The sequence below is a fragment of the Nostoc sp. CmiVER01 genome (assembly GCF_034531135.2).
In the GTDB taxonomy this organism is placed as follows: Bacteria; Cyanobacteriota; Cyanobacteriia; order Cyanobacteriales; family Nostocaceae; genus Nostoc.
The window spans coordinates 14,034-36,460 of sequence record NZ_JAVRBU020000037.1; the positions used below are offsets into that span (position 1 = coordinate 14,034).

20 protein-coding genes and 1 pseudogene are annotated in these 22,427 nt (G+C 40.1%); 8 read left to right on the plus strand and 13 right to left on the minus strand.

Annotation, left to right across the window (positions count from 1 at the left end):
* The first annotated feature begins 34 nt into the window (after positions 1 to 34).
* Together RMZ43_RS35235 and RMZ43_RS35240 are read left to right on the plus strand one after the other, a co-directional pair.
* Positions 35 to 328: a type II toxin-antitoxin system HigB family toxin gene (locus RMZ43_RS35235; protein ID WP_322649976.1), complete on the plus strand. Its 294-nt coding sequence runs from the start codon at positions 35 to 37 to the stop codon at positions 326 to 328.
* Between the two features lie 13 nt (positions 329 to 341).
* Positions 342 to 722, plus strand: coding sequence for a helix-turn-helix domain-containing protein (locus RMZ43_RS35240; RefSeq protein ID WP_322650076.1), 381 nt, complete (start codon positions 342 to 344; stop codon positions 720 to 722).
* Positions 723 to 857: 135 nt separating this feature from the next.
* On the opposite strand, the gene RMZ43_RS35245 is transcribed toward RMZ43_RS35240, so the two are convergent.
* Positions 858 to 2,024, minus strand: coding sequence for a pyridoxal phosphate-dependent aminotransferase (locus RMZ43_RS35245; protein ID WP_322649975.1), 1,167 nt, complete (start codon positions 2,022 to 2,024; stop codon positions 858 to 860).
* 216 nt (positions 2,025 to 2,240) lie between these two features.
* On the opposite strand from RMZ43_RS35245, the gene RMZ43_RS35250 reads away from it, so the two are divergent.
* Complete coding sequence (locus RMZ43_RS35250; RefSeq protein WP_322649974.1) at positions 2,241 to 2,909, plus strand: ribonuclease T2 family protein; 669 nt, start codon at positions 2,241 to 2,243, stop codon at positions 2,907 to 2,909.
* A 107-nt stretch (positions 2,910 to 3,016) separates the two neighbouring features.
* Here the strand turns inward: RMZ43_RS35250 and RMZ43_RS35255 are convergent, their stop codons facing one another.
* Positions 3,017 to 4,099 (minus strand): class I fructose-bisphosphate aldolase, encoded by a 1,083-nt coding sequence (locus RMZ43_RS35255; RefSeq protein ID WP_322649973.1) that lies wholly within the window; start codon positions 4,097 to 4,099, stop codon positions 3,017 to 3,019.
* Between the two features lie 445 nt (positions 4,100 to 4,544).
* Between RMZ43_RS35255 and RMZ43_RS35260 the strand changes: the two genes are divergently transcribed.
* On the plus strand, positions 4,545 to 4,859 hold the full coding sequence (locus tag RMZ43_RS35260) for a hypothetical protein (RefSeq protein ID WP_322649972.1): 315 nt from the start codon (positions 4,545 to 4,547) through the stop codon (positions 4,857 to 4,859).
* A 589-nt stretch (positions 4,860 to 5,448) separates the two neighbouring features.
* Here RMZ43_RS35260 and RMZ43_RS35265 read toward each other — a convergent pair.
* Positions 5,449 to 7,092 carry an acetolactate synthase large subunit gene (locus tag RMZ43_RS35265; protein WP_322655468.1) on the minus strand — a complete coding sequence of 548 codons (1,644 nt, stop codon included), beginning with the start codon at positions 7,090 to 7,092 and terminating at the stop codon, positions 5,449 to 5,451.
* Positions 7,093 to 7,188: 96 nt separating this feature from the next.
* Positions 7,189 to 8,556, minus strand: coding sequence for an NAD-dependent succinate-semialdehyde dehydrogenase (locus tag RMZ43_RS35270; protein WP_322655469.1), 1,368 nt, complete (start codon positions 8,554 to 8,556; stop codon positions 7,189 to 7,191).
* Positions 8,557 to 8,775: 219 nt separating this feature from the next.
* Between RMZ43_RS35270 and RMZ43_RS35275 the strand changes: the two are divergent.
* A pseudogene (locus RMZ43_RS35275) lies at positions 8,776 to 9,453 on the plus strand (Uma2 family endonuclease).
* 44 nt (positions 9,454 to 9,497) lie between these two features.
* Here the strand turns inward: RMZ43_RS35275 and RMZ43_RS35280 are convergent.
* Complete coding sequence (locus RMZ43_RS35280; protein ID WP_322655470.1) at positions 9,498 to 13,454, minus strand: EAL domain-containing protein; 3,957 nt, start codon at positions 13,452 to 13,454, stop codon at positions 9,498 to 9,500.
* A 120-nt stretch (positions 13,455 to 13,574) separates the two neighbouring features.
* On the minus strand, positions 13,575 to 15,224 hold the full coding sequence (locus RMZ43_RS35285) for an adenylate/guanylate cyclase domain-containing protein (RefSeq protein WP_322649967.1): 1,650 nt from the start codon (positions 15,222 to 15,224) through the stop codon (positions 13,575 to 13,577).
* A 772-nt stretch (positions 15,225 to 15,996) separates the two neighbouring features.
* On the opposite strand from RMZ43_RS35285, the gene RMZ43_RS35290 reads away from it, so the two are divergent.
* Entirely contained in the window at positions 15,997 to 17,481 is a 1,485-nt protein-coding gene (locus RMZ43_RS35290; RefSeq protein WP_322655471.1) for a VanZ family protein, read from the plus strand.
* 21 nt (positions 17,482 to 17,502) lie between these two features.
* On the opposite strand, the gene ylqF is transcribed toward RMZ43_RS35290, so the two are convergent.
* Genes ylqF through RMZ43_RS35310 form a run of 4 tightly spaced genes read right to left on the minus strand, consistent with a single transcriptional unit; the run spans position 17,503 to position 19,300 of the window.
* Positions 17,503 to 18,384, minus strand: coding sequence for a ribosome biogenesis GTPase YlqF (gene ylqF / locus RMZ43_RS35295; RefSeq protein WP_322649965.1), 882 nt, complete (start codon positions 18,382 to 18,384; stop codon positions 17,503 to 17,505).
* Positions 18,385 to 18,415: 31 nt separating this feature from the next.
* Positions 18,416 to 18,826, minus strand: a complete 411-nt coding sequence (locus tag RMZ43_RS35300; RefSeq protein WP_322649964.1) for a VOC family protein — start codon at positions 18,824 to 18,826, stop codon at positions 18,416 to 18,418.
* Positions 18,827 to 18,857: 31 nt separating this feature from the next.
* Positions 18,858 to 18,983, minus strand: a complete 126-nt coding sequence (locus RMZ43_RS35305; protein WP_416212462.1) for a DUF3370 family protein — start codon at positions 18,981 to 18,983, stop codon at positions 18,858 to 18,860.
* Positions 18,977 to 19,300, minus strand: coding sequence for a DUF3370 family protein (locus RMZ43_RS35310; protein ID WP_322649963.1), 324 nt, complete (start codon positions 19,298 to 19,300; stop codon positions 18,977 to 18,979). Before RMZ43_RS35310 ends, RMZ43_RS35305 begins: the two co-directional genes overlap by 7 nt.
* Positions 19,301 to 19,810: 510 nt before the next feature.
* Here RMZ43_RS35310 and RMZ43_RS35315 point away from each other — a divergent pair.
* On the plus strand, positions 19,811 to 20,296 hold the full coding sequence (locus RMZ43_RS35315; RefSeq protein ID WP_322649962.1) for a type II toxin-antitoxin system antitoxin SocA domain-containing protein: 486 nt from the start codon (positions 19,811 to 19,813) through the stop codon (positions 20,294 to 20,296).
* A gap of 9 nt (positions 20,297 to 20,305) precedes the next feature.
* A complete protein-coding gene (locus RMZ43_RS35320) occupies positions 20,306 to 20,920 on the plus strand; it encodes a type II toxin-antitoxin system PemK/MazF family toxin (protein WP_322655472.1) in 615 nt (204 codons plus the stop codon).
* A gap of 40 nt (positions 20,921 to 20,960) precedes the next feature.
* Here RMZ43_RS35320 and RMZ43_RS35325 read toward each other — a convergent pair whose 3' ends face one another.
* The 3 genes from RMZ43_RS35325 to RMZ43_RS35335 all read right to left on the minus strand — a co-directional run bounded on the left by RMZ43_RS35325 (position 20,961) and on the right by RMZ43_RS35335 (position 22,039).
* Entirely contained in the window at positions 20,961 to 21,329 is a 369-nt protein-coding gene (locus RMZ43_RS35325) for a type II toxin-antitoxin system VapC family toxin (RefSeq protein WP_322649960.1), read from the minus strand.
* Positions 21,329 to 21,586 (minus strand): DUF2281 domain-containing protein, encoded by a 258-nt coding sequence (locus tag RMZ43_RS35330; protein ID WP_322649959.1) that lies wholly within the window; start codon positions 21,584 to 21,586, stop codon positions 21,329 to 21,331. Before RMZ43_RS35330 ends, RMZ43_RS35325 begins: the two co-directional genes overlap by 1 nt.
* A gap of 315 nt (positions 21,587 to 21,901) precedes the next feature.
* Complete coding sequence (locus RMZ43_RS35335) at positions 21,902 to 22,039, minus strand: hypothetical protein (protein WP_322649958.1); 138 nt, start codon at positions 22,037 to 22,039, stop codon at positions 21,902 to 21,904.
* Positions 22,040 to 22,427 lie beyond the last annotated feature (388 nt).

A 22,427-nucleotide genomic window follows, 5' to 3' on the forward strand; every position in this document is an offset into this window, starting at 1 on the left:
TATTTATGTATCGTAACGCTGTAATTACCTGATTATGCGAATCATTGCCCGCAGCACGTTACGAAAATTTTGGGAAGCATATCCCGATGCCGAACAGTCATTAAAGGCTTGGTTTGATGAAGCAGCTCGTGCAGAATGGGATAGTCCGGCAGATATCAAAAGTACTTATCGCAATGCCAGTATTATTGCTAATAATCGTGTTGTTTTTAATATCAAAGGTAATGATTACTGCTTAATTGTTTACATTCGTTATGATATTGGAATTATTTTTATTCGTTTTCTGGGAACGCATAAAGAATACGATAACGTAGATGCAACAAGTTTCTGAGACAGTAATACCTATGCTTGAAACTCGTCCAATTCGCACCGAAGCTGATTATCGTGCTGCGCTTGATGAAATTGAAAAATTGTTTGATGCAGAACTAAATACACCAGAGTCTGACCGATTGGAAGTTTTAACTACGCTGGTGGAAGCATACGAGCAAAGGCATTACCCAATTGAAGCACCAGATCCTATTGAAGCAATCTTATATTATCTCGAATCTCGTGGGTTGTCTGTAGATGAATTAGAGCCTGTTATTGGCAGTAAAGCAGAAATTGCCGACATTTTGCATCGCAAGCAGGCGCTAACCTTGGAGATGATTCGAGGTTTGCATCAACAATTGGGGATTCCGGTACAGATTTTGATTCAACCATACTCTTTGATGCAAAATTCAGCTTGATGGTACTGGAATTAATTTAAATTTCAGAACTCGGAACTTCGGGTTTAAAAATGAACTCCACCCTTTCTTCTGAATCGGAAAAGGTGGAGTGAAAAATTGGAGAGTTGCTAAATTCTCCTCACAAATGACAACTAACTAAATACGCGACTTGACAAATTTCTCTAATCTATCCATTCCCTTTTCAATCGTCGCCATATCTGTGGCGTAGGAAAGGCGAATGTTGTCATCAGCGCCAAAAGCAATTCCGGGAATAACTGCAACTTGATGTTTTTCTAGCAAAGCGTCACAAAATTCTAAAGATTTTAGACCGGTTTTGCTGATATCAGGAAACAGATAAAAAGCGCCATCTGGTTTTGCAGTACTCAATCCGGGAATGGCGTTGAGTCTGTCTAACATTACCTGTCGGCGTTTGGCGAAGGCTTGGCGCATTTCTTCGACACAATCTTGAGGACTTTGTAGGGCTGCGATCGCACCATATTGGGCAAAGGTACACACGTTAGATGTACTATGCCCTTGGATGGAACTCGCTGCTTTTATGATTTCCACTGGCCCCGCTAAATAGCCGAGACGCCACCCAGTCATGGAATAAGCTTTCGCAAACCCATTACTAATCAAAGTGCGGTCAAAAATTTCCTTCCCAAGAGAACCGATGCTGATATGTTCTGCACCGTCGTAGAGAATCTTTTCGTAAATCTCATCAGAGACGACAAAGATATCTGCATCAACTACTACCTGCGCCAGTGCTTTGATTTCATCTGGCGTGTAAACCATCCCCGTAGGATTAGATGGAGAGTTGAGGATAAATAACTTTGTCTTGGGGGTGATGGCTTTACGGAGTTGTTCGGGAGTAATTTTATAGCCCGTACTTGCATCTGTAGGGACAATTTTGGAAACTCCGCCGACTAATGTCACCATTTCTGGATAACTTAGCCAGTAAGGTGCGGGGATGATGACTTCATCGCCTGGATCGATCAATGCCACGATTAAGTTGTACAGAGAATGCTTACCGCCATTGGTGACGATGACATTCTCTGACTTGTAATCAAGACCGTTATCAATTTTAAGCTTATGGGCGATCGCTTCCCTTAACTTTGGTTCTCCGGCTGCTGCACCATACTTGGTTTTGCCTTCTTCCAAAGCTTTGACTGCTGCGGCTTTAATATGCGCTGGAGTATCAAAATCTGGTTCTCCAGCACTAAAACTACAAACATCTATTCCTTCCGCCTTCAGTGCCTTAGCCTTGGCTGCGATCGCTAAGGTTAATGAAGGTGTTACCTGACTTACTCTTGCTGCCAGCTTCATTCTTACTATTTTTGGCAAATCTTTCACTAATCTAAGGATATCCCAGAATTCCTACCAAGATTTGCTTTTCTGAATTCGTTAGGAATTGGGGAGTGGGGAGATAAGGGAGCAAGGGAGAGTTACTAATGACTAATAACTCCGCGAAGTGGTTTCATCTCTTGACTCTTAACCATGTATTATGTATAACTTTACTTTTAGAATAAATTAATTGTTTATATGCAGATTAAGAAACTTTTTGTCACATCTTCTCTGTTAATTACTAGTCTTTTTATACCTAATGCTGCTGTTGCTCAAAATCGCGGTACTCCAGGCAAATTTGATTTTTATGTACTGACACTCTCTTGGTCGCCGGATTATTGTGCAGCAAATGGTAGCCGTGACCAACAGCAGTGCGGTTCTGGAAAGAAACTTGGTTTTGTACTACATGGTTTGTGGCCACAGTATCAAACTGGTTATCCCGCTAATTGTTCCACACAAAAATTACCATCGGAAGTAAGGCGGCAATTTCCCAATTTATATCCTAGTAATAAACTTTACGATCATGAATGGGAAAAACATGGTACTTGTTCGGGGAAAACTCCTGCGGAATACTTGGCATTGAGTAAAAATTTAAAAGATGCGATCGCTATTCCCGCAGCTTACAATCGCCCTAATAAACCCGTGCGTACCACAATTACAAATTTTAAAAATTCATTTGTGAGCGCGAATAATCAAATTACTGCTGATGGTATAGCACCTTTTTGTTCTGGTTCAGGAAGATTTTTGCAAGAAGTCTTCTTTTGTTATTCCAAAAACGGCGAACCTAGTATTTGTAGCGCCGAGATTTTGAAGCGATCGCGAAAAAGTTGTGGTCAGCCAGATTTCTTATTGAGAAACGTTAGATAAGAATGGGGAGGCAGGGGAAGAAGCAAGGGAGCAGGGAGCAGGGGAGAAGAATTTTCCCCTCTGCCCCCCGCACCCTGCCCCTCTGCCTCTTTCCCACTCCCCACTCCCTAAGCTATCGTCACATCTGGCGACAAATAAACATCTTGAATGGCATGAAACAGTTTTACACCTTCTTCAAAGGGGCGTTGGAAGGTCTTTCGCCCAGAAATTAATCCTGAACCACCAGCGCGTTTATTAATTACAGCCGTGCGAACTGCTTCTGCGAAGTCATTTTTACCAGTCGCGCCACCAGAATTAATCAGTCCTACACGCCCAGCGTAGCAATTTAGTACCTGGTAACGAGCTAAATCAATTGGGTGATCGGTTGTCAATTCTGTGTAAATCCGCTCATCGGTTTTGCCGTAACTCTTGCCAGTAGCTTTAGCAATTGCTCCGTAACCATTGTTATTTTCAGCTAACTTTTGTTTGATAATGTCGGCTTCAATCGTCACACCCAAATGATTCGCCTGTCCGGTGAGGTCAGCCGCAAGGTGATAATCTTTATCTTGCTTAAAAGCATTGTTCCGCAGATAGCACCAGAGAATTGTCACCATCCCCAGTTCATGGGCGCGTTTAAAAGCTTTGCTGATTTCCTGAATTTGTCTGGTAGAATGCTCTGAACCAAAGTAAATTGTTGCACCAACGGCAGCTGCTCCTAAATTCCAAGCTTGTTCTACATCAGCAAACAATACCTGGTCAAATTGATTGGGGAAAGTTAGCAATTCGTTGTGGTTGATTTTGGCAATAAAGGGGATTTTGTGGGCATACTTGCGCGAAACGATACCTAATGTCCCCAAAGTGGTAGCAACCGCATTGCAACCTGCGGCGATCGCTAGCCTGATAATATTTTCTGGGTCAAAGTAAATCGGATTGGGCGCAAAAGACGCACCTGCTGAGTGTTCAATCCCTTGGTCTACCGGTAAAATAGACAGATACCCAGTATATGCAAGACGACCAGTAGAATAAAGTAATTGAAGATTACGTATTACTTGCGGGTTGCGATCGCTGTTGAGCCAGATGCGATCTACAAAGTCTGGCCCAGGCAAATGTAGTAAATCAGTAGGAACTTTTGCTTTGTAGGTAAGCAAGTCTTCAGCCTCTTTACCTAGCAATGACTCGATAGAATTAGCCTCTATGAGCGCTGTAGTCATAGTTTTTTCCTCAATAATTGAGCAAATGACCTTTGCCTTTAAGATAGCATTTTTAATATTCCTAACCTGGCTGTGCAGGTATTGACTATATTTAAAAACCTTATGATATAGCAATCTGAAATCACTTGTAAAAACTTATTTTACTGATTAAACGTGAGATTTAATCGTCAGAATTTGCGTTTTATCCCAAACAAATGATTTTTTAACAAAGATGCAAGGTGATAATAGCACACTCAAGAGCAGAATTTTTATCCAATGTATGTTGATGGTCTTTAACAGAGTTCCTTCCTGCAATCATTGACAAGGGTAATTTGCTTAAAGCAGCTTGTCCTTGTTAATTTAGATGGTATCTGGATTTACGCCATACTGTACTAGCATTGGCAGTAAAGTAAAACCTATCTTCCCCCTATAGTGGTAATAATAGTTAAAAGAACAAGATAATTCTATGAGTAAGTTTCAAATCGATATCGACTTCAGCAATATAGATTTAGCTTCCCTTGAGACAGAAGAAGATTTTCAAAGAGAGGCAAAAACATTACTACCAAAGGTACTAGTAAAACTAGGCGAAAGTGTAGGTGAAAAGACTTGGGAAGAATTACAGCAAAAGCTGCAAGGCACTGGAGGTATCAAATCTTCTCTAAACGAGAAACGCAAGTTTATGCAAGAAACAGGAAGAACTTATCAACGAAATGCCAGTAAGAGAGAAAGGCAAGAATTGGAAGACTATATAGTAGAGCAATTACGCCAGCACAAGCGGTAAAGATCCACCTAAGCCTGATGTACGTATATTCTAACTTCTATTTTTAGTAGGGTGCGTTAGCCTTTGGCGTAACGCACCACTGTACTAACTTCTAGGATTCAAAATCATTGTAGGGGCATAATATATTTTGCTCTAGAGACTTCCAACTAAAAAAATATTCTATCGTGGTGTAGGCAGGGGGGCAGGGAGCAGGGGGCAGGGGGAGAAAGAAAAATATGATCTGAGTAAATTGGATAATTTATTTTCTGGAAGTCCCCTACGAGTCTTTGATACTCGTGAACGAGCCTTTGATACTCGTGAACGAGTCTTTGATACTCGTGAACGAGCCTTTGATACTCGTGAATGAGTCTTTGATACTCGTAGTTTTTTAACGAACCACTAAGGATGCATTCGCGCAGCGTCTCGTCAGAGAAGGACACGAAGAAGGAGAAGAAAAAGAAATATCTCTATAAATGAAATGAAGTGAAGTAAAGCGGTGCGTTAGCCTATGGCGTAACGCACCCTAACAAAACACTAAAGGAATTAGGAATAATAAATAACTTCTAACTCCTAACTCTTGTACAGACGCGATTAATCGCGTCTCTAATTTTTACAACGCACAACTCAACTCGCCGGCTTTTTGACTGAAGCGGTGATTCTCTCGATAATCTACGGGACAATCTATCACGGCGGGCACATCTTGAGCGAGGGCTTCTTTGAGTACCGGAATCAAATCTAAAGCCGATTCAACTCGGTAGCCTTTTAAACCCATGCTTTCGGCTAATTTGACAAAATCAGGATTACTGAAATGTACAAAAGATGAGTTTCCTTTGCCAAATTGATTTTCTTGCTTCCACTCAATTAATCCATAGCCACCATCATTGAAAATTATGGTGACAAAAGGTGTACCGACACGCAAGGCTGTTTCTAATTCTTGGGAATTCATCATAAAGCCGCCATCGCCTGTTACAGCAACAACTTTGCGCTTAGGATGAACGAGTTTTGCTGCTAAAGCGCCAGGAATGGCAATACCCATAGCCGCAAAGCCGTTAGAAATAATGCAAGTATTAGGGCTATGGCAATGATAATGACGGGCCATCCACATCTTATGTGCGCCAACATCTGAGATGACGATATCATCTGGGCCCATCACTTGCCGTAAGTCATAAATTAACTTTTGCGGCTTAATCGGAAATCCGTCATCATGGGCGTACTGTTCGTAATCAGCCCGAATCTCTGATCTTAAGCTAATGGCAAAAGGATCGGGTTTACCTTGTCTGTCTGCTAATTTTAAGATTTCATAGAGGGAATCTGAAATATCTCCCACAACTTCGGCGTTGGGAATATAACTACTATCAATTTCCGCCGGACTTACCCCAATATGCACAATAGGAATTTCACCATTACGATTCCATTTTTTGGGGGAAAACTCAATCAAATCATAGCCGATCGCAATTACTAAATCTGTGTTATCAAAGCCACAAGTAATATAATCTCTTTGCTGTAATCCCACTGACCACAAAGCTAATTGATGTGTATAGGGAATAACGCCTTTACCCATGAATGTATTGGCAACAGGTATATTCAGCAAAGTGGCAAATTGCGTTACAGCATCACTCGCCTGAGCGCGAATTGCCCCATTTCCGACTAAGATTAATGGGTTTACTGCTTGGCAAATTGCGGCGGCGGCGGCCCGAATGCTAGCAAAAGATGCATAGGTTTTTTCGCTATTATCCTTACGCAAAGGTTTGCCTTCGACGGGCATAGCAGCAATATTTTCTGGTAAATCGATGTGAACTGCACCAGGTTTTTCAGATTGCGATCGCTTAAATGCTTTCCGTACTACTTCTGGTGTAATACTCGGTCGTACAATCTGCTTGTTCCATTTAGTAACAGGTGCAAACATTGCCACCAAATCTAAATATTGATGGGATTCAATATGCATTCTATCTGTTCCCACTTGACCAGTAATCGCCACTAAAGGCGCACCATCGAGGTTAGCATCTGCTACCCCAGTCATCAAGTTGGTTGCCCCAGGGCCAAGAGTAGAAAGACACACTCCAGCTTTTCCCGTTAAACGTCCGTAGACATCCGCCATGAATGCTGCACCCTGTTCATGACGAGTTGTAATAAATTTAATCGAAGAATGTTTTAACGCTTCCAAAACGTGCAGGTTTTCTTCACCAGGGAGTCCAAAAATATATTGCACTCCTTCATTTTCTAGGCACTGCACCAATAATTCTGCTGTATTCATTTTATTTCCTAACTATTTATTTAGTCATTTGTCCTTTGTCCTTCGTCATTAGTCATTTGTCATTTTTTTGGCTAATGACCAATGACCAATGACTAATCATTTAACCCACACGGTTTTAAGATTGACAAACTCATGTATACCCTGAATACTTAATTCTCTGCCATATCCAGAACGCTTAATGCCACCAAAGGGCAACCGAGGATCGGATTTGACCATACTGTTAATAAACACGGCACCTGCTTCGATTTCCTCAACCAAGCGATCGCTTTCTTGGTTGTTGGTTGTCCAAGCACTTGCACCTAAGCCAAAGGGGATGTCATTAGCGAGTTTAATGGCAGCATCGATATCTGGAACCCGGAATAACAAGGCTACCGGGCCAAAGAATTCTTCTTTGGCAATTGGTGCTTCAGGGGGGATACCTATGATAATCGTTGGTGGATAAAAGTTTCCAGAACGATCTGATAAAGGATGTCCACCGATAAGGACTTTACCACCACTGCTAATGGCATTTTGGACTTGTTGATCTAAATCCTGGAGAATACCAGGAGTTGCCAATGGGCCTAAATCGGTATCTGGTTGCATGGGATCGCCAACTTTGAGCGCCTCAAATTTTTCTAAAAGTAATTTTTCAAATTTGTCTGCGATCGCTTCTGCGACAATAAAACGTTTCGCTGCAATACATGATTGCCCGTTATTCAACATCCGCGCTGTAGTAGCTGTGACAACTGCTGTCTCTAAGTCAGCACTTTCTAACACAATAAACGGGTCACTTCCTCCTAATTCCAAAACGGTTTTTTTGATTTGTTTACCGGCGGCGGCGGCGAGGGATGCACCTGCTGGTTCGCTTCCGGTCAAGGTAGCAGCTTTTATGCGGTCATCAGCCATTAAATCGGCGACTTTAGCAGCGCCTATTAATAGAGTTTGAAACGCACCTTCAGGAAAACCTGCCCGTCGGATAATATCTTCAATTGCCAAGGCGCACTGCGGCACATTGGAAGCATGTTTGAGTAAGCCGACATTTCCCGCCATTAAGGCTGGTGCAGCAAAACGAAAAACTTGCCAGAAGGGGAAATTCCACGGCATCACGGCGAGAATCGCACCCATTGGTTGATAACGTATAAAACTCTGGCTGGCATCCGTTTTTACACTGACATCAGCCAAAAAATCAGGGGCATGTTCGGCATAATAGCGACAGACGGAGGCACATTTTTCGACTTCCGCGATCGCAGCTTTAAATGGCTTACCCATTTCCAGAGTCATTAACTTAGCAAATTCTGCTTTGTCTTGCTCTAAAATATCAGCAGCTTTTTGCAGCCAGTGCGATCGCTCAGAGAAATTTGTCTGACGATACTTTTCAAAAGTCTGATTAGCTAAATCGAGTTTAGCGGTAATTTCTGCATCATTGAGTGGCTCAAAGGTTTTGAGCGTTTCCCCAGTGGCGGGATTAATGGTGGCGATCGCCATTACCTGACCTCCCAAAAATAGCTTGAAGCTGGCTTCCTAATGTTATACATATAAATTGAGGAAGCTACTACCCAAATTCTAATCTTTTAGCTAAGAATTAGCTGCCCAATATTACAATTTCGCAACTTTAATTGAATTAAACTATACTAATCAATAAGTATTAATATTGATAAATTAAATCCAATTGAAGTTGTTATAGCACAATCGAGGAATCAAGCTATGACTCAAGTCTTACGCAAAGTAGTTACATTTGATGAATTTGTTGCTAAATATCCAAATAACACAGGACAACGTTACGAACTATATGATGGAATAGTAGTAGAAATGCCCCAACCAACAGGCGACCATGAAGAGATTATTGTATTTTTATCTACAAAAATAACTTTAGAATATAGTCGCCTCGGACTGCGGTATGGTATACCAAAAACAGTATTAGTTAAACCACTTGAAAACGAATCAGCTTATTCGCCAGATGTATTACTTTTAAATCTCCCTAATTTAGTTAATGAACCTCGGTGGAAAAAAGAATCAACTGTTACTCAAGCAGCATCAATTCCTTTAGTAATTGAGGTAGTGAGTCAGTGCGTTGCGCGGGTTCCCCGCGTTGAAGCAACTGACGAACCCGTAAGGGTAAGTACAAACTGGCGTGATGATTATCTGAAAAAATACGCTGACTATGAAGAAATGGGAATTACTGAATATTGGATTGTAGATTATGATGCATTGGGCGGTAGAGAATTTATTGGCAAACCCAAATAACCTACTTTTTTGGTTTGCTGTTTAGAAGAAGGTGAGTATCGCATTAGTAAGTTTCGAGGAGATGACCGAATTCAGTCGCCAACTTTTCCAGAGTTGAATTTGACCGCAGAGCAAATTTTTCAAGCTGGCATCAGGTAATTCGTAATTCGTAATTATTCCCATTCACGATTCACCATTAAGCTTTAAGTAAATATTAATGGACTTGGTTTCCCCACTCCATAACCTTGAGCGTAATCGACTCCAAGTTGTTTGAGTCGTTGTAAGATAGCATCATTTTCGACAAACTCAGCGATTGTTTTTATCCCCATTACATGCCCAATGCGGTTAATCGCTTCCACCATTGCATCATCTACAGAATTCTCGATAATGTTCTTAATAAATCCGCCATCAATTTTCAAATAGTCTACTGGGAGGGTTTTAAGATAGGCAAAAGAGGACATACCACTACCAAAATCATCTAAGGCAATATGGCAGCCCCAGCCCTGGAGTTCGCTAATAAACTGACTGGCTTTTGTTAAGTTAGCGATCGCTACGGTTTCGGTAATTTCAAAGCAAATTGACTGTGGTGGAACTTGATACAATGGAAATTGCTCACGCAAAAAGCTAATAAACTGATCGTCGTTGATACTAGTGCCTGAAAGATTGATGGCATAAATAGCTTTACTATGATGTTCTGTTAATGACCAAGACTTAAACAGGGTTTCGATCACCCAGCGATCAATTGTCGGCATCAGATTGTAGCGTTCAGCTGCCGGAATAAATGCCATCGGTACAACTAAATTTCCCTTCTCATCTCTCAAGCGCAGCAAGATTTCGTAATGAGTTTCCTGTGTTTCTGTGGGAGCGATCGCTGTAATGGCTTGGGAATATAAGCAAAAACGATTTTCTGCTAGCGCCTTGGTAATCCGTGAAACCCACTGCATTTCTCCACGCTGTTGTAAAAGTTCTTCATCGTCAAGCTGAAAAATATGAACGCGATTACGTCCCTTATTTTTAGCAGCATAGCAAGCGGCATCTGCGTAGCTCAACAGACTGGCTCTGTTATCACTAATTGCATTAATTTTTACTAAACCAATACTGGCTCCAATAGAAAAAATACTGTCTTGCCAAATAAACCGAAACTCTTGAATAGTTTCGCGCCAAATATTAGCAATCCGCATAGCTTGCTCTAAAGAACATTGGTAAAGCAATGCGCCAAATTCATCGCCGCCTAGTCTAGCTAATACGTCTGTTTGACGGATCTTAGTTTGCAATAGTCTTGTGATTTGCCGTAAAAGTTCATCACCAGCCGCATGACCACAGGTATCGTTGACAATTTTGAATTGATCCAAATCCAGATAGCACAAAGCGTGTTCTAGGTTGTGTGTTTTGGCGTTGCTCACCGCTTGTTCTAAACATTGTTCAAATTCGTAGCGATTGACTAGCCCCGTTAAGAAATCGTGGCTTGCTTGCCAAGAGAGTTGACGGGAGAGGCTGCGGTTTTGGCTAACATCATGAAACACCATGACTGCACCGACAATTTGATTGTAGCGATCGCAAATTGGTGCAGCAGAGTCATCAATAGCAATTTCTTTGTTGTCACGGGTAATTAAAACTGTGTGATTTGCTAGACCGACGATCTGCCCTGATTTTAAAGCTTTTTCTACCGGATTTTCTGCTGGTTCTCGCGTGGTTTCATGGAAAATTCTAAAGACTTCTTTTAATGGTAAACCTTTTGCTTGTTGCTGACTCCAACCTGTGAGCATTTCAGCAACGGGGTTGAAATACTCAATTTTGCCAGCTGCATCTGTAGTGATCACCCCGTCACCAATAGAATGTAACGTAACTTGCGCTAATTCTTTTTCATGAAAGAGTTCTTCTTCCATTTGTTTACGTTGCAGCAATAAACCCAATTGGGCAGCAATAGCTGAAATATTTTCTACCGTCTGCTTATCCTGAGTGGCAATTGCCAACTTAAAAAATACTAGCACTGCCAGAACTTGCTGGTTGACAACCACAGGAATTCCCAACCCAGCTTTGATGTCATTTTCTAAAGCTGTATCTTGACGGAGAAAAATAGTTTCTGGTTGTTTGGAAATATCTTCATGCCACTCTGGTTGCTGTGATGCCCACACTCTTCCAGGTAAACCAACGCCTAAAGCAAAGGTCAATTTTTCACTCACCGCCCGAAATTCCTCGATTTGGGGTAGATGATTCTCATGCTCATGGTCATTGATGTACCAAGCTGAACTACACTGTAAAACATGACTATTCGCAGAAGGAATCCAGGCTTCGCCATAGTCCCAATGAGTTGTTTGACAGACTAATTGCAAAACTTGCCCTAATGCCGAGTTGAAATTTGGGGACTCGGCGATCGCAAATGCGATTGTTTTCAGGAAGCGGAGTTGCTCTTGTGCTTGTTTGCGATCGTTAATGTCTCGATGAGTCCCTGTCATCCGCAGTGGGTTCCCATCTTCATCCCGTGTGACAACCTTTGCGTAATTGGCAATCCATTTCCACTGGCCGGATTTAGTCAAGACTCGATAATCAAAGTTATAAGCATGGGAACTATCTTGAAGATGAGCATTCAAGGTTTCCATTACCCAAGGCTGGTCTTCTGGATGAATCAACCGCTCCCAAGTGCTAACATGACCTGGGAGTTCTCCGACGCTGTATCCTAGCATTTCCAGCCAAAGGGGACTCAAATAAACTTCGCCAGTAGAAATTTTCCAGTCCCATAAACCATCGCCAGAACCTTCCAATGCGAGTTTTAGCCTTTCTTCACTTTTTTGGAGAGCGGCTTCTCCCTGTATCCGCTTCGTGATGTCCCGAAAGCTGAAAACTCGTCCGATGGGGCGATCGCTAATCCACTGCGGACGAGTATATAATTCAAAAACTCGCCCATCTTGAAATTGGCAAATATCGTAAGTCTCCTTCTCTGGGCGGTTAAGCATTTGATTAGTCGCTTCCAAAAACGCTTCTGGATCTTGGAGTTGACTAGCAATAAATAACAATATTGGCTGATCCTGTCCCCATTTCATCGCTTTGATAACTGAGTCTGGAACTTGCCACATCTCAAGAAATTGAGTATTGAAGTTAATTTTTATTCCCTGAGCATTAAGAACAAAAATACCATCAGCTGTAGATTCTAAGGTTGCCTGAAGTAATGAGTTAGACTTTAGCAAGTCATTATTCGTCAGTTTCAACCGCGCTGCTTGTTTTTGGGTAAGTTGAGAAAAATAGAAAACTAGCGTCACCAGTAAGCTTAAGAACAGTCCTTCTACCAGCACTAGCTGGGCTACCGGAGATAGTAGCAATTGAACTTTTGGGCTAGTATTTGATAGCTGCTTAACAAGTATATTGTTCCAACTATTTATCGCTTGCCAAAGTAATAGATTTGCAGTCAAAACTCCAAAACCAATACTCAGGGGAAACCATCGTGGTAGGCGATCGATTCCCTCAAAAGCTAAAAGTTGGACGCTAACCCCAATCATCAGCAAACCCAGCCCTGTTGGAAGTGCTACACCTGTTAGATATCCCCCTTTGTATTTATAGGCTGTTTCTAGACCGCTAACGTAGCCGAATAATGCTACAAGTGCAATGGCGATCGCTCCTGCTGATAACAATCCAGCAACAATTAATAAACGTTTGCTCATCTTGACTAGAGATAAGCATAGCGATGCTATACCTAATAGAGTAAAAGCTAGTGCTGTATTCAGAGAAGGGCGGCCAGGTAAGGGAGTACCAACTTTAATCACAAATTGGTGGATAGATTTATCGCTCCCTAAAGTTTCGGTAGAAGTAAGAAGATTGTTTGTCAGATAGTCCTGTATAAAAAGTTGGTCGATACCAAAGTTTACCTGAAAGATATATTGTGCTAAAGTCAAGCCACCAATCAGAACAACCACTAAGCTAAATCCGGCTGCAAGTAGTCGCCACTTTTTGATTAGAGTCAGCAATGCCCAGCCATTGAAGAAAAACGCTAGAGCAGTGTTGTAGCGCATGGGAGGCGAATTTGGCAGGACTTGAATGATGGCACTGAAGTGAGTATGCCACGCAAGCATCACCAAAAATCCCAAAATGGCACTGAACCCTCCAGTGAACAATACCATGATTTGGGGCGCTTTAGCAATCATTTTTAAAGCGGATGAATCAGCCATAGCCTTCCTGATTGCACAATATTATTTTTCATTTATACTCAGTATTCCCTTCTTGGCACAAAATTACTCAAATTGCCATTGAAGGTGATTCAACAAATATTTGAAGTCGCCATATTCAAATTAAAGATTAATAAATGGAGTAAGAATTGTTGGCATTGGCTGCAATTTTGTCTGATAAACTTTAACTAATCGCTCAATACCTTTGAAACGATAATCTCCCATTTCTTCAAAGTCTGAAGGCAGTGAAAGCATTTTATGAGTGGCTTCACTAATCACGCATTCACTAGGAGGACAAACTGCTTCCATCCGAGCAGCAAGATTAATCGTCGCGCCTAATGCCGTATAATCTACCCTTTGGGAACTACCGACATCTCCTACAACAGCCTTACCGCTATTAATCGCAATACGTAATTGAAGGGGTTCGTGCCAAAAACCGTTGGCATTAAGATGTTCCAGACGAGTCAGCATTCCTTTAGCAGCATTAACAGCGCGATCGGCGTGATCTGGTTGCGGTTCTGGAGCGCCAAAAAATGCCATAATACAATCGCCAATATATTTATCTAAAGTGCCGCCCCAAGTAAAAACTTCTTTTAGCATTTCTTCAAATAAATTATTTAATAATTGAGCGATCGCTGTTGGTGTTAACCGTTCAGAAATTGCTGTAAAGCCAACCAAATCTGCAAACAAAATACTGATTTCGCTCTCGGTGGGAGCTAAACGACCACCCGGTAATGCACCTACAGAGATCAACTGCTGCACAACGGCTGGAGAATGATAGCGTTCTAGTCGGTGACGAATCATTTCTTCAGTTTTGAGTTTCTCTACCAGTAACCAACGCTGGACGCTAGAAGCTACAATGTTTGCTAAAGCTGAAAAAAAGCTGAGTTCTTCTTCGCCTTCATTTGCCCAATGGTAAGAAGAAAGATTAGCATCGGCATACAATACGCCCACAACTTTATTTTCATCCCATAAAGGCACTGCCATCGCGCTGCGAATGCCTTTAACCAAAATACTCTGTTCACTAGCAAACCGTTCATCCTGCTGGGTATCGGCTGTTTGAATAACAACTTTTTCGTCAAATACCTTTTGACAGATACTACGACTAATCCAACTTCCATCAGAGGGGAGATGTTTTTGTTGGGAAATATTTCTAGTAGCAGAATTAACTAATTCTAATTGACCGCAACCATTAACATCAATTAATAATGCCAAGCGATCAATACTATCAAGGTAACGAAAAACCACTTGCTGCACCTGAGAAAAAATTTCTTCTATAGATGCCGCCGCACAAAGATTTTTCGCTATGTCCACTAAGTCTTTGAGACGGGCAATGGTTTTGTCTTTATTATTGATGTTGCCATCTTTGCTATCGGCTGCGATCCATTGCTGTTGTAATTGTTCGACATTGTGAAGGATTGTTCTTTGTTCATTAATATCCGAAGTTCCATGATGCCCTGTCGGTTGTGAAATCGGGCTTGTGAGCAGCACTACCAGGCTAACATTGCCCAGCCAAACGATATCGCCGTGATGTAACTCTTGGGGGAAGTTAACAAGATATTTATTTACTTGCGTCCCGTTTTTGCTGCCCAGATCCTCAATAGTCCACACACCTTCAGCTGTTTTCATCAAGCGGGCATGGTTGCGAGATACTCCAGCAAAAGGTAAGTACAGGTTACATTCCGGCAAACGGCCAATTGTGAATATATCTTGATCAACTGCGATCGTTGTCTCGGTATCTCCCTCTTGTAGGCGTAGCGTCAGTTCAGTCATGAGTGTGATCCATCGAAGCTAGAGGTGCAAGCAACTCTAAGGTAAGTTATACACTACAGGTTAACCTTCACCTTTTCTTTATGACACTGTTAACTGCATTCCGACAACTGCATGTGACAGATATTACATTGAAAGAGACAACTTTGCTGGAGATTCAGTTCGCAAATTTTCAATTTTGTGAGCCAGTACGGTAAGTTCAGATTGCGGCTGTTTACCCTGCAAAGATCCCTCCAACCCCCGATAAATTACAAGGCTAATTTTCTCCTCCTTTACCCCTTTTTAAGGGCGCTGCCGCAGACGAGAGTATCTTCTTATCCAAACCGCACTGCTTCACCTCCTGCCTTTCTTGATAAAACCCTCAGTAAGAGCGTATATCCGCCATTAGTGTCAACTTAAACCCAAACCCAACTATATGTAGTTTTCATAATACCTTGATGATTTCTTCATAATTTACTGCTCATAATTATCTACTAGTAAATAATATAAAAGCAGCGTTGATATTGTGTACAGTTCAAAAGTAGCTTTAAGCATCTATTAGTGGTAATTAATAATTCATACTTAGGGCAAAACAGTAAGAAAAGTTTTTAGTTACTTACTCTCAACAATCATTGATATAGTAACGGACAAAAAACTTAGGACAATAATAAAGTTACAATACACGCTTGTTAAAAGTATCTAGCATCGGCTTGTTTTAACGGCTTTGTTCAATACTATATATTGAAAGTAACTTTATTGCTATCCATTAGTAATCATAGTAATCACAGAATAACTTATGAATAAATATCCAGTTTCCGCTCAAATATTTAATTTACTGATTGTCATTATCAACATTGTTTTAGTACTATTAGCTACACTTTATCCATTTAATTTTTCCATCCCAGATAGTTTTTCCATCCCAGAATTTTTTGCTAATTTTAACAATGCTAGTAATTTTCAAGACCAAGTAAATAATTTTTTGCTGTTTATGCCTTTAGGGTTTGGCTTGACTAGACTCTTGCAGAAAAGAAAGATAAAAACAGGAGTACAAGTTTTCATAGTTACTTTGGTAAGTGCTAGCTTATCGTTTACAGTTGAAGGATTGCAAATATTTCTACCTTCAAGAATGCCTACTCCATCAGATATTATGAACAATAGTATTGGTGGATTTATTGGTTTTATTTGTTTTGATATATGGAATAATCAAAGCTTTAAAAAAACTATTGCACAGATAGAAAATAGTAGAGCTAGCCGCTCAAATAAACAGATAATAATATTTTTTATTGGATATATATTTTTAACATTCCTGATTTCGGTATTGTGGCAAAATACGATAATTTTGAGTAATTGGGATAGAAATTATCCCCTACTGATTGGCAACGAACAGACGAGAGATAGACCTTGGCAAGGATACATATCTGAAATTTATATTGCTGATCGAGCCATCTCAAAAAATGAGGTAGTACAAGGATTAGCTGATTCCAGTTACTTTAATAATCTTGGTAACTCTCTAATAGCAAATTATCAATTTAAAGGAAAGTGTTGCTATAAAGAACAGACTGGACAATTGCCAGAACTATTGTGGCAAGGACAGCCTTCAGACGCTCAAGAAGGTAAAGGTGTTTTTTTGAGTTCTAGTCATTGGCTACAAACAGCTACTCCTGTCACAACTCTCAGCAAAAGAATTAGTAAAACATCTGAATTTACACTTAGTACTACCCTTGCTACTACTAACTTAGAGCAGTTTGGTCCTGCCCGTATTATTTCAATTTCCGGCACTTCCCTACGTCGCAATTTGACACTAGGACAGCAGGGAAATGACTTAGATTTTCGATTACGAACGCCGATAACTGGAGAAAATGGAGCAGATTTAAGACTGAATATACCTAATATTTTTAAAGACACTAAACTTCACCATATAGTCATCACTTATTCCAGAGCAACTATCCAAGTATATGTAGATAATTTACAGAATTTTTACTCTTTGAATTTATTGGAATTAATGCCTAAAAATCAGAAAATTTTTTACTATGCGCTAACTTTTATTCCTCTAGGGTTTGGCTTAACGATATTAACTCTTCTAGCAAAAAGAAAATTGATACTTTCTAATTTCTTGATTTATGGAGGGATATTAATACCTTCTCTAGTATTGGAAGGTATTTTAGTAAGTGAGAGCGGAAAAAATCTTAGTCTAAAAACCTTGTTACTGGGTATGCTATTTACAGGAGGAACTATGTTGATTTTAAGGATGCGGGCTGCTCGATTAAAAATGAGAAATTAACAAATTTTCTTTTATCCTTATTTAATTAGGAGGTAATTCTAAACTAATTTCACCTAACGAACCCTTGCGAAAATCTGTTAAAAGTTGCCTTGCTGCTCGCTCTATATCACCTTTGTAACGATGCTCCGCCAAGGCGTGCAAATAGGTATCTCCGGTGTCTGATGTCGAGTCGAGTTGGTAACGAGACTCTAATGGTTTCTTAGGTAACAAATCTGTGGCTACAGCTTCCAAATAGTTGAGTAAATCCACTAGGGCTGCTGCTACTAGCTGGTTATCGTAAGAGGCTTCACCGATATCATCACAAATGGCTAATTTCAATGCTGCATCTTGGTCTTCTAATCTTAAAGGGATGACACCAGGAGCATCTAGCAATTCTAAATGTTCGGAAATTCGCACCCAGCGCAGTTGGCGCGTCACCCCAGGACGAGCTGCACTTTCTACTACTCGCCGTCCCAACAGGCGGTTAATCAAAGCTGATTTTCCGACATTGGGAAAACCAATCACCACAGCTCGCACTGGACGGGGTAACATGCCGCGATCGCTTCTTCTTTTATTAAGTTCTACTCCAGCAGCTTGTGCTGCCCGTGCCACTTCTGCTATACCTTTACCATGTTGAGCGTTGGTAAAATAAGGGACTTCTCCTTGACGTTTAAACCAATCTATCCACAGCGATCGCATTTGCGGCGTAATCATATCTACTCGGTTAAGTATCAACACCCGTGTCTTACCCTCCACCCACTCACCGATTTGGGGATGGTGAGTCGCTAAGGGAATCCGTGCGTCTCGTACTTCAAACACCACATCTACCCGCTTCAGCTGTTCTTTGAGCTTCCTTTCAGCTTTCGCAATGTGACCCGGATACCATTGAATCAGGTTTAATCTATAGTTTTGAGTTATAGCCATAATCAATTACCAAATAAATTATTATCACTTATTAATTATCATTCACTGGGGCTTGATGTAAAATTATCCGATTACCATCAGGATCATAGGCATAAATTTCTCTGCCGTGGGAAGCAATGGAAATGTCTCCTGGTGGGGGATAACCTAATGTTGTTAGGTGAGCGATCGCATCTTCTAAATTACTCACCTCTAAACACAAACTTATCTTACTTTTGGCGTAAACCCAAAGTGGCTTGTCGTCAGACATCGCTTCAAATTCTGATTCATTTGTGTTCTTAGGTTTAAAAATACCTAATCGCATACCAACTAAATTAAACTCAGCATAGATATTTGGAATCAAAATAACTGGCTTTTGCTCCAGAAATCTAGTATAGAAATTCACTAACTCCTCACAATTAACCGATGCTATGGTGACAAATGCGTTAGTGTACTGGAAAACCATATAAGCCTTAAGTTATTTGATTTTTTTGAGATCACTTTTCTAAAGTTCTTACACTCAGGACTTGCGGTAGTGTCGAATCTGGTGGATAAATTACATCTACCTGTACTATTCGCTTAGTTGAAGGTGGAAGTATAAGCTGCACCAATGTTTCTAACACCTGACCAGTTCTGTGCCATAGATGTACATAGCGTGTCTTTTGTTGACCTTGGCCATCAAAGTAGCGTAGACCACGAAAGAAAGTAAAATACCTTCAATTTTAATCCATTCTGGGCTATTGCTGTTAAAAACGGGTATGTTATCCAACTTACCTGGTAGAGCCAGAACTTCTCCTGGTTGCACAATTTCTTGAGGCGTTGGCTTCGGTGAAGTTTGAGCGATCGCTGAATTATCTTTTTGAGTTGTACATCCAAAGTTTTGAGTTATGGCAAATCCTAATAAAAGTGTGAATACAGATAATGGGAATTTAGCCAGCATAAATTTAAGCATTAAGAAAGCTGTAGTGTCAAAGATTGGAAATTATTACTACAAGTTCCTTGAAGGGAATTTCCGATCGTGCGTAAGCATAGCCCGTCGCAGACATCGCCAGAAATTACACTTGGGAGCAAAGTGTCCTAACCGTGAGTAAGGTTGAAAGATGGGTTATGTCTGTAGTGTTTTTGCCCGTCAAAGAAATGATAAAGTTGCAGAAGGCTGTCTACCTACCCACAACACTTTTATTAACTGTCACCAACAGATTAAATGCTAGTTACAAATTTTGTGATTACATAAACTGCATCATGTACTAAAATAGATAGTACATAAGAACTATTCATCTTGGCATCCAAACCTGAAAGTGTCAAGGGCTGAATACAACTCACTATAATAAAGCGATATCAATCCATGAAAAGCTCTCAAACAGTAGAGTTGTTAATGGAATGATTTTATCTATTAATATTTATTAAATTTAGACAAAAGTCTTATGGGAGTTAGCAAAGAGAGAGAACGATGTTGGAGAAGCTCATAAAATATTTTGTCTACGCGACAAAAGGTTATATTACAAAAACACAGCTAATCAAGTTTTTGTATTTAGCTGATCTTTACTCTGTCAAATGGACAGCAAAGCAGCTGACACATTTAGATTGGCGTTATTATTACTATGGCCCTTGGAATGAGGATATAGATAATACTTTAAATCAAATGGATGGTAAAGAAATATCTCAAGAATCTCAGGGAGATACAATACTTATCAAACTTGGTGCCCAAGCAGGTAATGTAGATGATTTAGAATTGCCTATAAGTTTGACGTTAGTACTGGATAATATTAGGAGAGAATGGGCTGGTGCAGGACAAGATAAACTTACTCAGTTACTAGAGTATGTATATAACACTGCTCCCATGATGGAAGTAAAAGATACCCACAGACCTGAAGAAAAAGTTAAACTTAACTTACAAGCAGAAAGAGATAGATTAATCAATGAATTAGGCAATTAGGATTATCAGGTGGCTGGACAAAAACCTAGACAAGGTTGGATCTATTTTATTAATCCCTATAGGGTATCTCTACGTTGCAGAGTTGGACACACTCATATTTATGATTTGGATGAGCCAGGTGAAGTACAATGTCAGACTATCTCTTGCACTGAAAACATCAATTCTAGTAGAGTTTTTAGAGGAACGCATCCTTATGTAGTTTGGACAGGTGATCAGTTTCAGGATGAGTCAGGTTATATAGCAACTTTTTCTGTTATTCCTCTAACCTCACAAACAACATCTAACGGTTTACCAACAACGTATCCAATTAACCCAACTAGCCAAAACGGTCTTGAGAAAAATTCTTATGTCCTGGTTCATCAACTGTGTACTGTTGATGCTAATTGCTTCAAATACTCAGCAGGAAATTGGTTGGAACGCATGGGACAACTAGCTAAAGCAGATAAAGATGCTATAGAGCAGCGTTTAAAGTATTTTTTAAATATTCTAGACAATCCTAGTGATGACTGGTTTGCTCAAAATGCAACTATAGAGCTTTTACAAAAAGTTTTTTATTTTCTGCCTGACGAAAATGCAAAAAATAGAGCCATAGAAGAATTAATAAATAATTTAGGCCGCTCGTAAATCAGTAGTCATTGCTGACAATTTTTCTGTAATTTTATCTCTAACTCTTCCCAATTAGGAAGATAGGCATACATAAAACATTAATCAACTCATTCATTCTCACTAAACACGCATCAGCTAAAGACATTGGCACATTCTGATACCGTTTGAGCAACTCTCTAACCGTTCCTATTTCATCACTGAGACGAAATGAAATTTGAATATTACTACTACTAACTAATTCCATTACAGCATCTTCACCACCATAAAAATTTTGCAGTATAAAACACGCCTCAGTAATTACTGCTTCACAAGTAAAGAAAGGGTAAGCTAGATTAGCGACTTCTTTAGTAGCCCAACTATGATATTGTTCCCGATTATTAATTAAAGCAACTAGGGGGCCAGTATCAATAATGATATTTTGCTTCACTACCTGCCGAACCCTTCTAAATACTTTTTATTAGTCGCCAAATCTCCTGGGCCTCCATCAACACATCCAATAAACTCCTTAGCGGCTTCTAAAAATGAAACTTCTTTTTCCTCCTCCTTATCCTTAAGTGTCTCCTGCTTTTGCATATCCTTAAACTGCAAAAACTCAATAAAATTTAATACCTCTTGTTGCTTATCAGGAGATAACTTTTTCAATTCATCAATTATCATTTGTTGCTTATCAATTGCTTGAGTCATTGCTGTATCCTGGATAAAAATAAAAATGAGAAAACAGATATAGTTGATTTAAATTTTAGCAACTTACACTCTAATAGTCATTGCAGACAAACTTAAATACTCAATAATCAGCAAGCGTAAATAGTCTAACATCCGTAAATAAGCTTTTGTACCCTGATATTCTCCATTACTACCAAAGTAAAATTGAGCAACAGCAGGAACATCAAAAACTGCCAGGTGATTTAAGTTATCAATTGCTTGCTGTTGATTTTTTATCTCACCCTTGACTTGAATTTGACTGGCATATCCTCTGATATTAACTGTTAATAGTTTAAGTTATTCTAAAATCGAAAACTCATAATGAGATGTGGGAAAATTGGCGGCGATTCCCTCGCGTTCTGATTTTGTGGTTTGATAGTCACTGGTTAACTGTTCTAAAATATGAATAATCTGATTTTTAGTTCTATCAGACATTAATTTTACACTTTCTCCTTGACGCTTACAGCAGTTTTCAGTTGTGTGAATCACAATTTTACCAGACCTAACCCCCAACCCCTTCTCTACTAGCGTTGGGAAGTAAGCCTTAAAGCCTCTCTCCTTGTAGGCTAGGGTGTACACACAAGTATGACCAGCAGAGGTTTCAACTCTTTTAGTAGTTTCATAGGGTAGAATGTCACTTACTTAAGCAAAAGTTGAGGCTCAGATCCCCGACTTCTTCAAGAAGTCGGGGATCTAAATCCACGTTATTTCAGTGACATTCTTTCGTATGGTGCGTTATGGACACGCCGAAATAACAAATGAGTACTCCGAAATAACAAATGAGTACTCCGAAATAACAAATGAGTACTCCGAAATAACAAAT

Excerpts from the sequence above, each read along its gene's own strand:
- RMZ43_RS35235 (WP_322649976.1), top strand. The coding sequence starts at position 35 with ATGCGAATCATTGCCCGCAGCACGTTACGAAAATTTTGGGAAGCATAT.
- RMZ43_RS35240 (WP_322650076.1), top strand. The coding sequence starts at position 342 with ATGCTTGAAACTCGTCCAATTCGCACCGAAGCTGATTATCGTGCTGCG.
- RMZ43_RS35245 (WP_322649975.1), bottom strand. The coding sequence starts at position 2,024 with ATGAAGCTGGCAGCAAGAGTAAGTCAGGTAACACCTTCATTAACCTTA.
- RMZ43_RS35250 (WP_322649974.1), top strand. The coding sequence starts at position 2,241 with ATGCAGATTAAGAAACTTTTTGTCACATCTTCTCTGTTAATTACTAGT.
- RMZ43_RS35255 (WP_322649973.1), bottom strand. The coding sequence starts at position 4,099 with ATGACTACAGCGCTCATAGAGGCTAATTCTATCGAGTCATTGCTAGGT.
- RMZ43_RS35260 (WP_322649972.1), top strand. The coding sequence starts at position 4,545 with ATGAGTAAGTTTCAAATCGATATCGACTTCAGCAATATAGATTTAGCT.
- RMZ43_RS35265 (WP_322655468.1), bottom strand. The coding sequence starts at position 7,092 with ATGAATACAGCAGAATTATTGGTGCAGTGCCTAGAAAATGAAGGAGTG.
- RMZ43_RS35270 (WP_322655469.1), bottom strand. The coding sequence starts at position 8,556 with ATGGCGATCGCCACCATTAATCCCGCCACTGGGGAAACGCTCAAAACC.
- RMZ43_RS35280 (WP_322655470.1), bottom strand. The coding sequence starts at position 13,454 with ATGGCTGATTCATCCGCTTTAAAAATGATTGCTAAAGCGCCCCAAATC.
- RMZ43_RS35285 (WP_322649967.1), bottom strand. The coding sequence starts at position 15,224 with ATGACTGAACTGACGCTACGCCTACAAGAGGGAGATACCGAGACAACG.
- RMZ43_RS35290 (WP_322655471.1), top strand. The coding sequence starts at position 15,997 with ATGAATAAATATCCAGTTTCCGCTCAAATATTTAATTTACTGATTGTC.
- ylqF (WP_322649965.1), bottom strand. The coding sequence starts at position 18,384 with ATGGCTATAACTCAAAACTATAGATTAAACCTGATTCAATGGTATCCG.
- RMZ43_RS35300 (WP_322649964.1), bottom strand. The coding sequence starts at position 18,826 with ATGGTTTTCCAGTACACTAACGCATTTGTCACCATAGCATCGGTTAAT.
- RMZ43_RS35310 (WP_322649963.1), bottom strand. The coding sequence starts at position 19,300 with ATGCTGGCTAAATTCCCATTATCTGTATTCACACTTTTATTAGGATTT.
- RMZ43_RS35315 (WP_322649962.1), top strand. The coding sequence starts at position 19,811 with ATGTTGGAGAAGCTCATAAAATATTTTGTCTACGCGACAAAAGGTTAT.
- RMZ43_RS35330 (WP_322649959.1), bottom strand. The coding sequence starts at position 21,586 with ATGACTCAAGCAATTGATAAGCAACAAATGATAATTGATGAATTGAAA.
- RMZ43_RS35335 (WP_322649958.1), bottom strand. The coding sequence starts at position 22,039 with ATGTCTGATAGAACTAAAAATCAGATTATTCATATTTTAGAACAGTTA.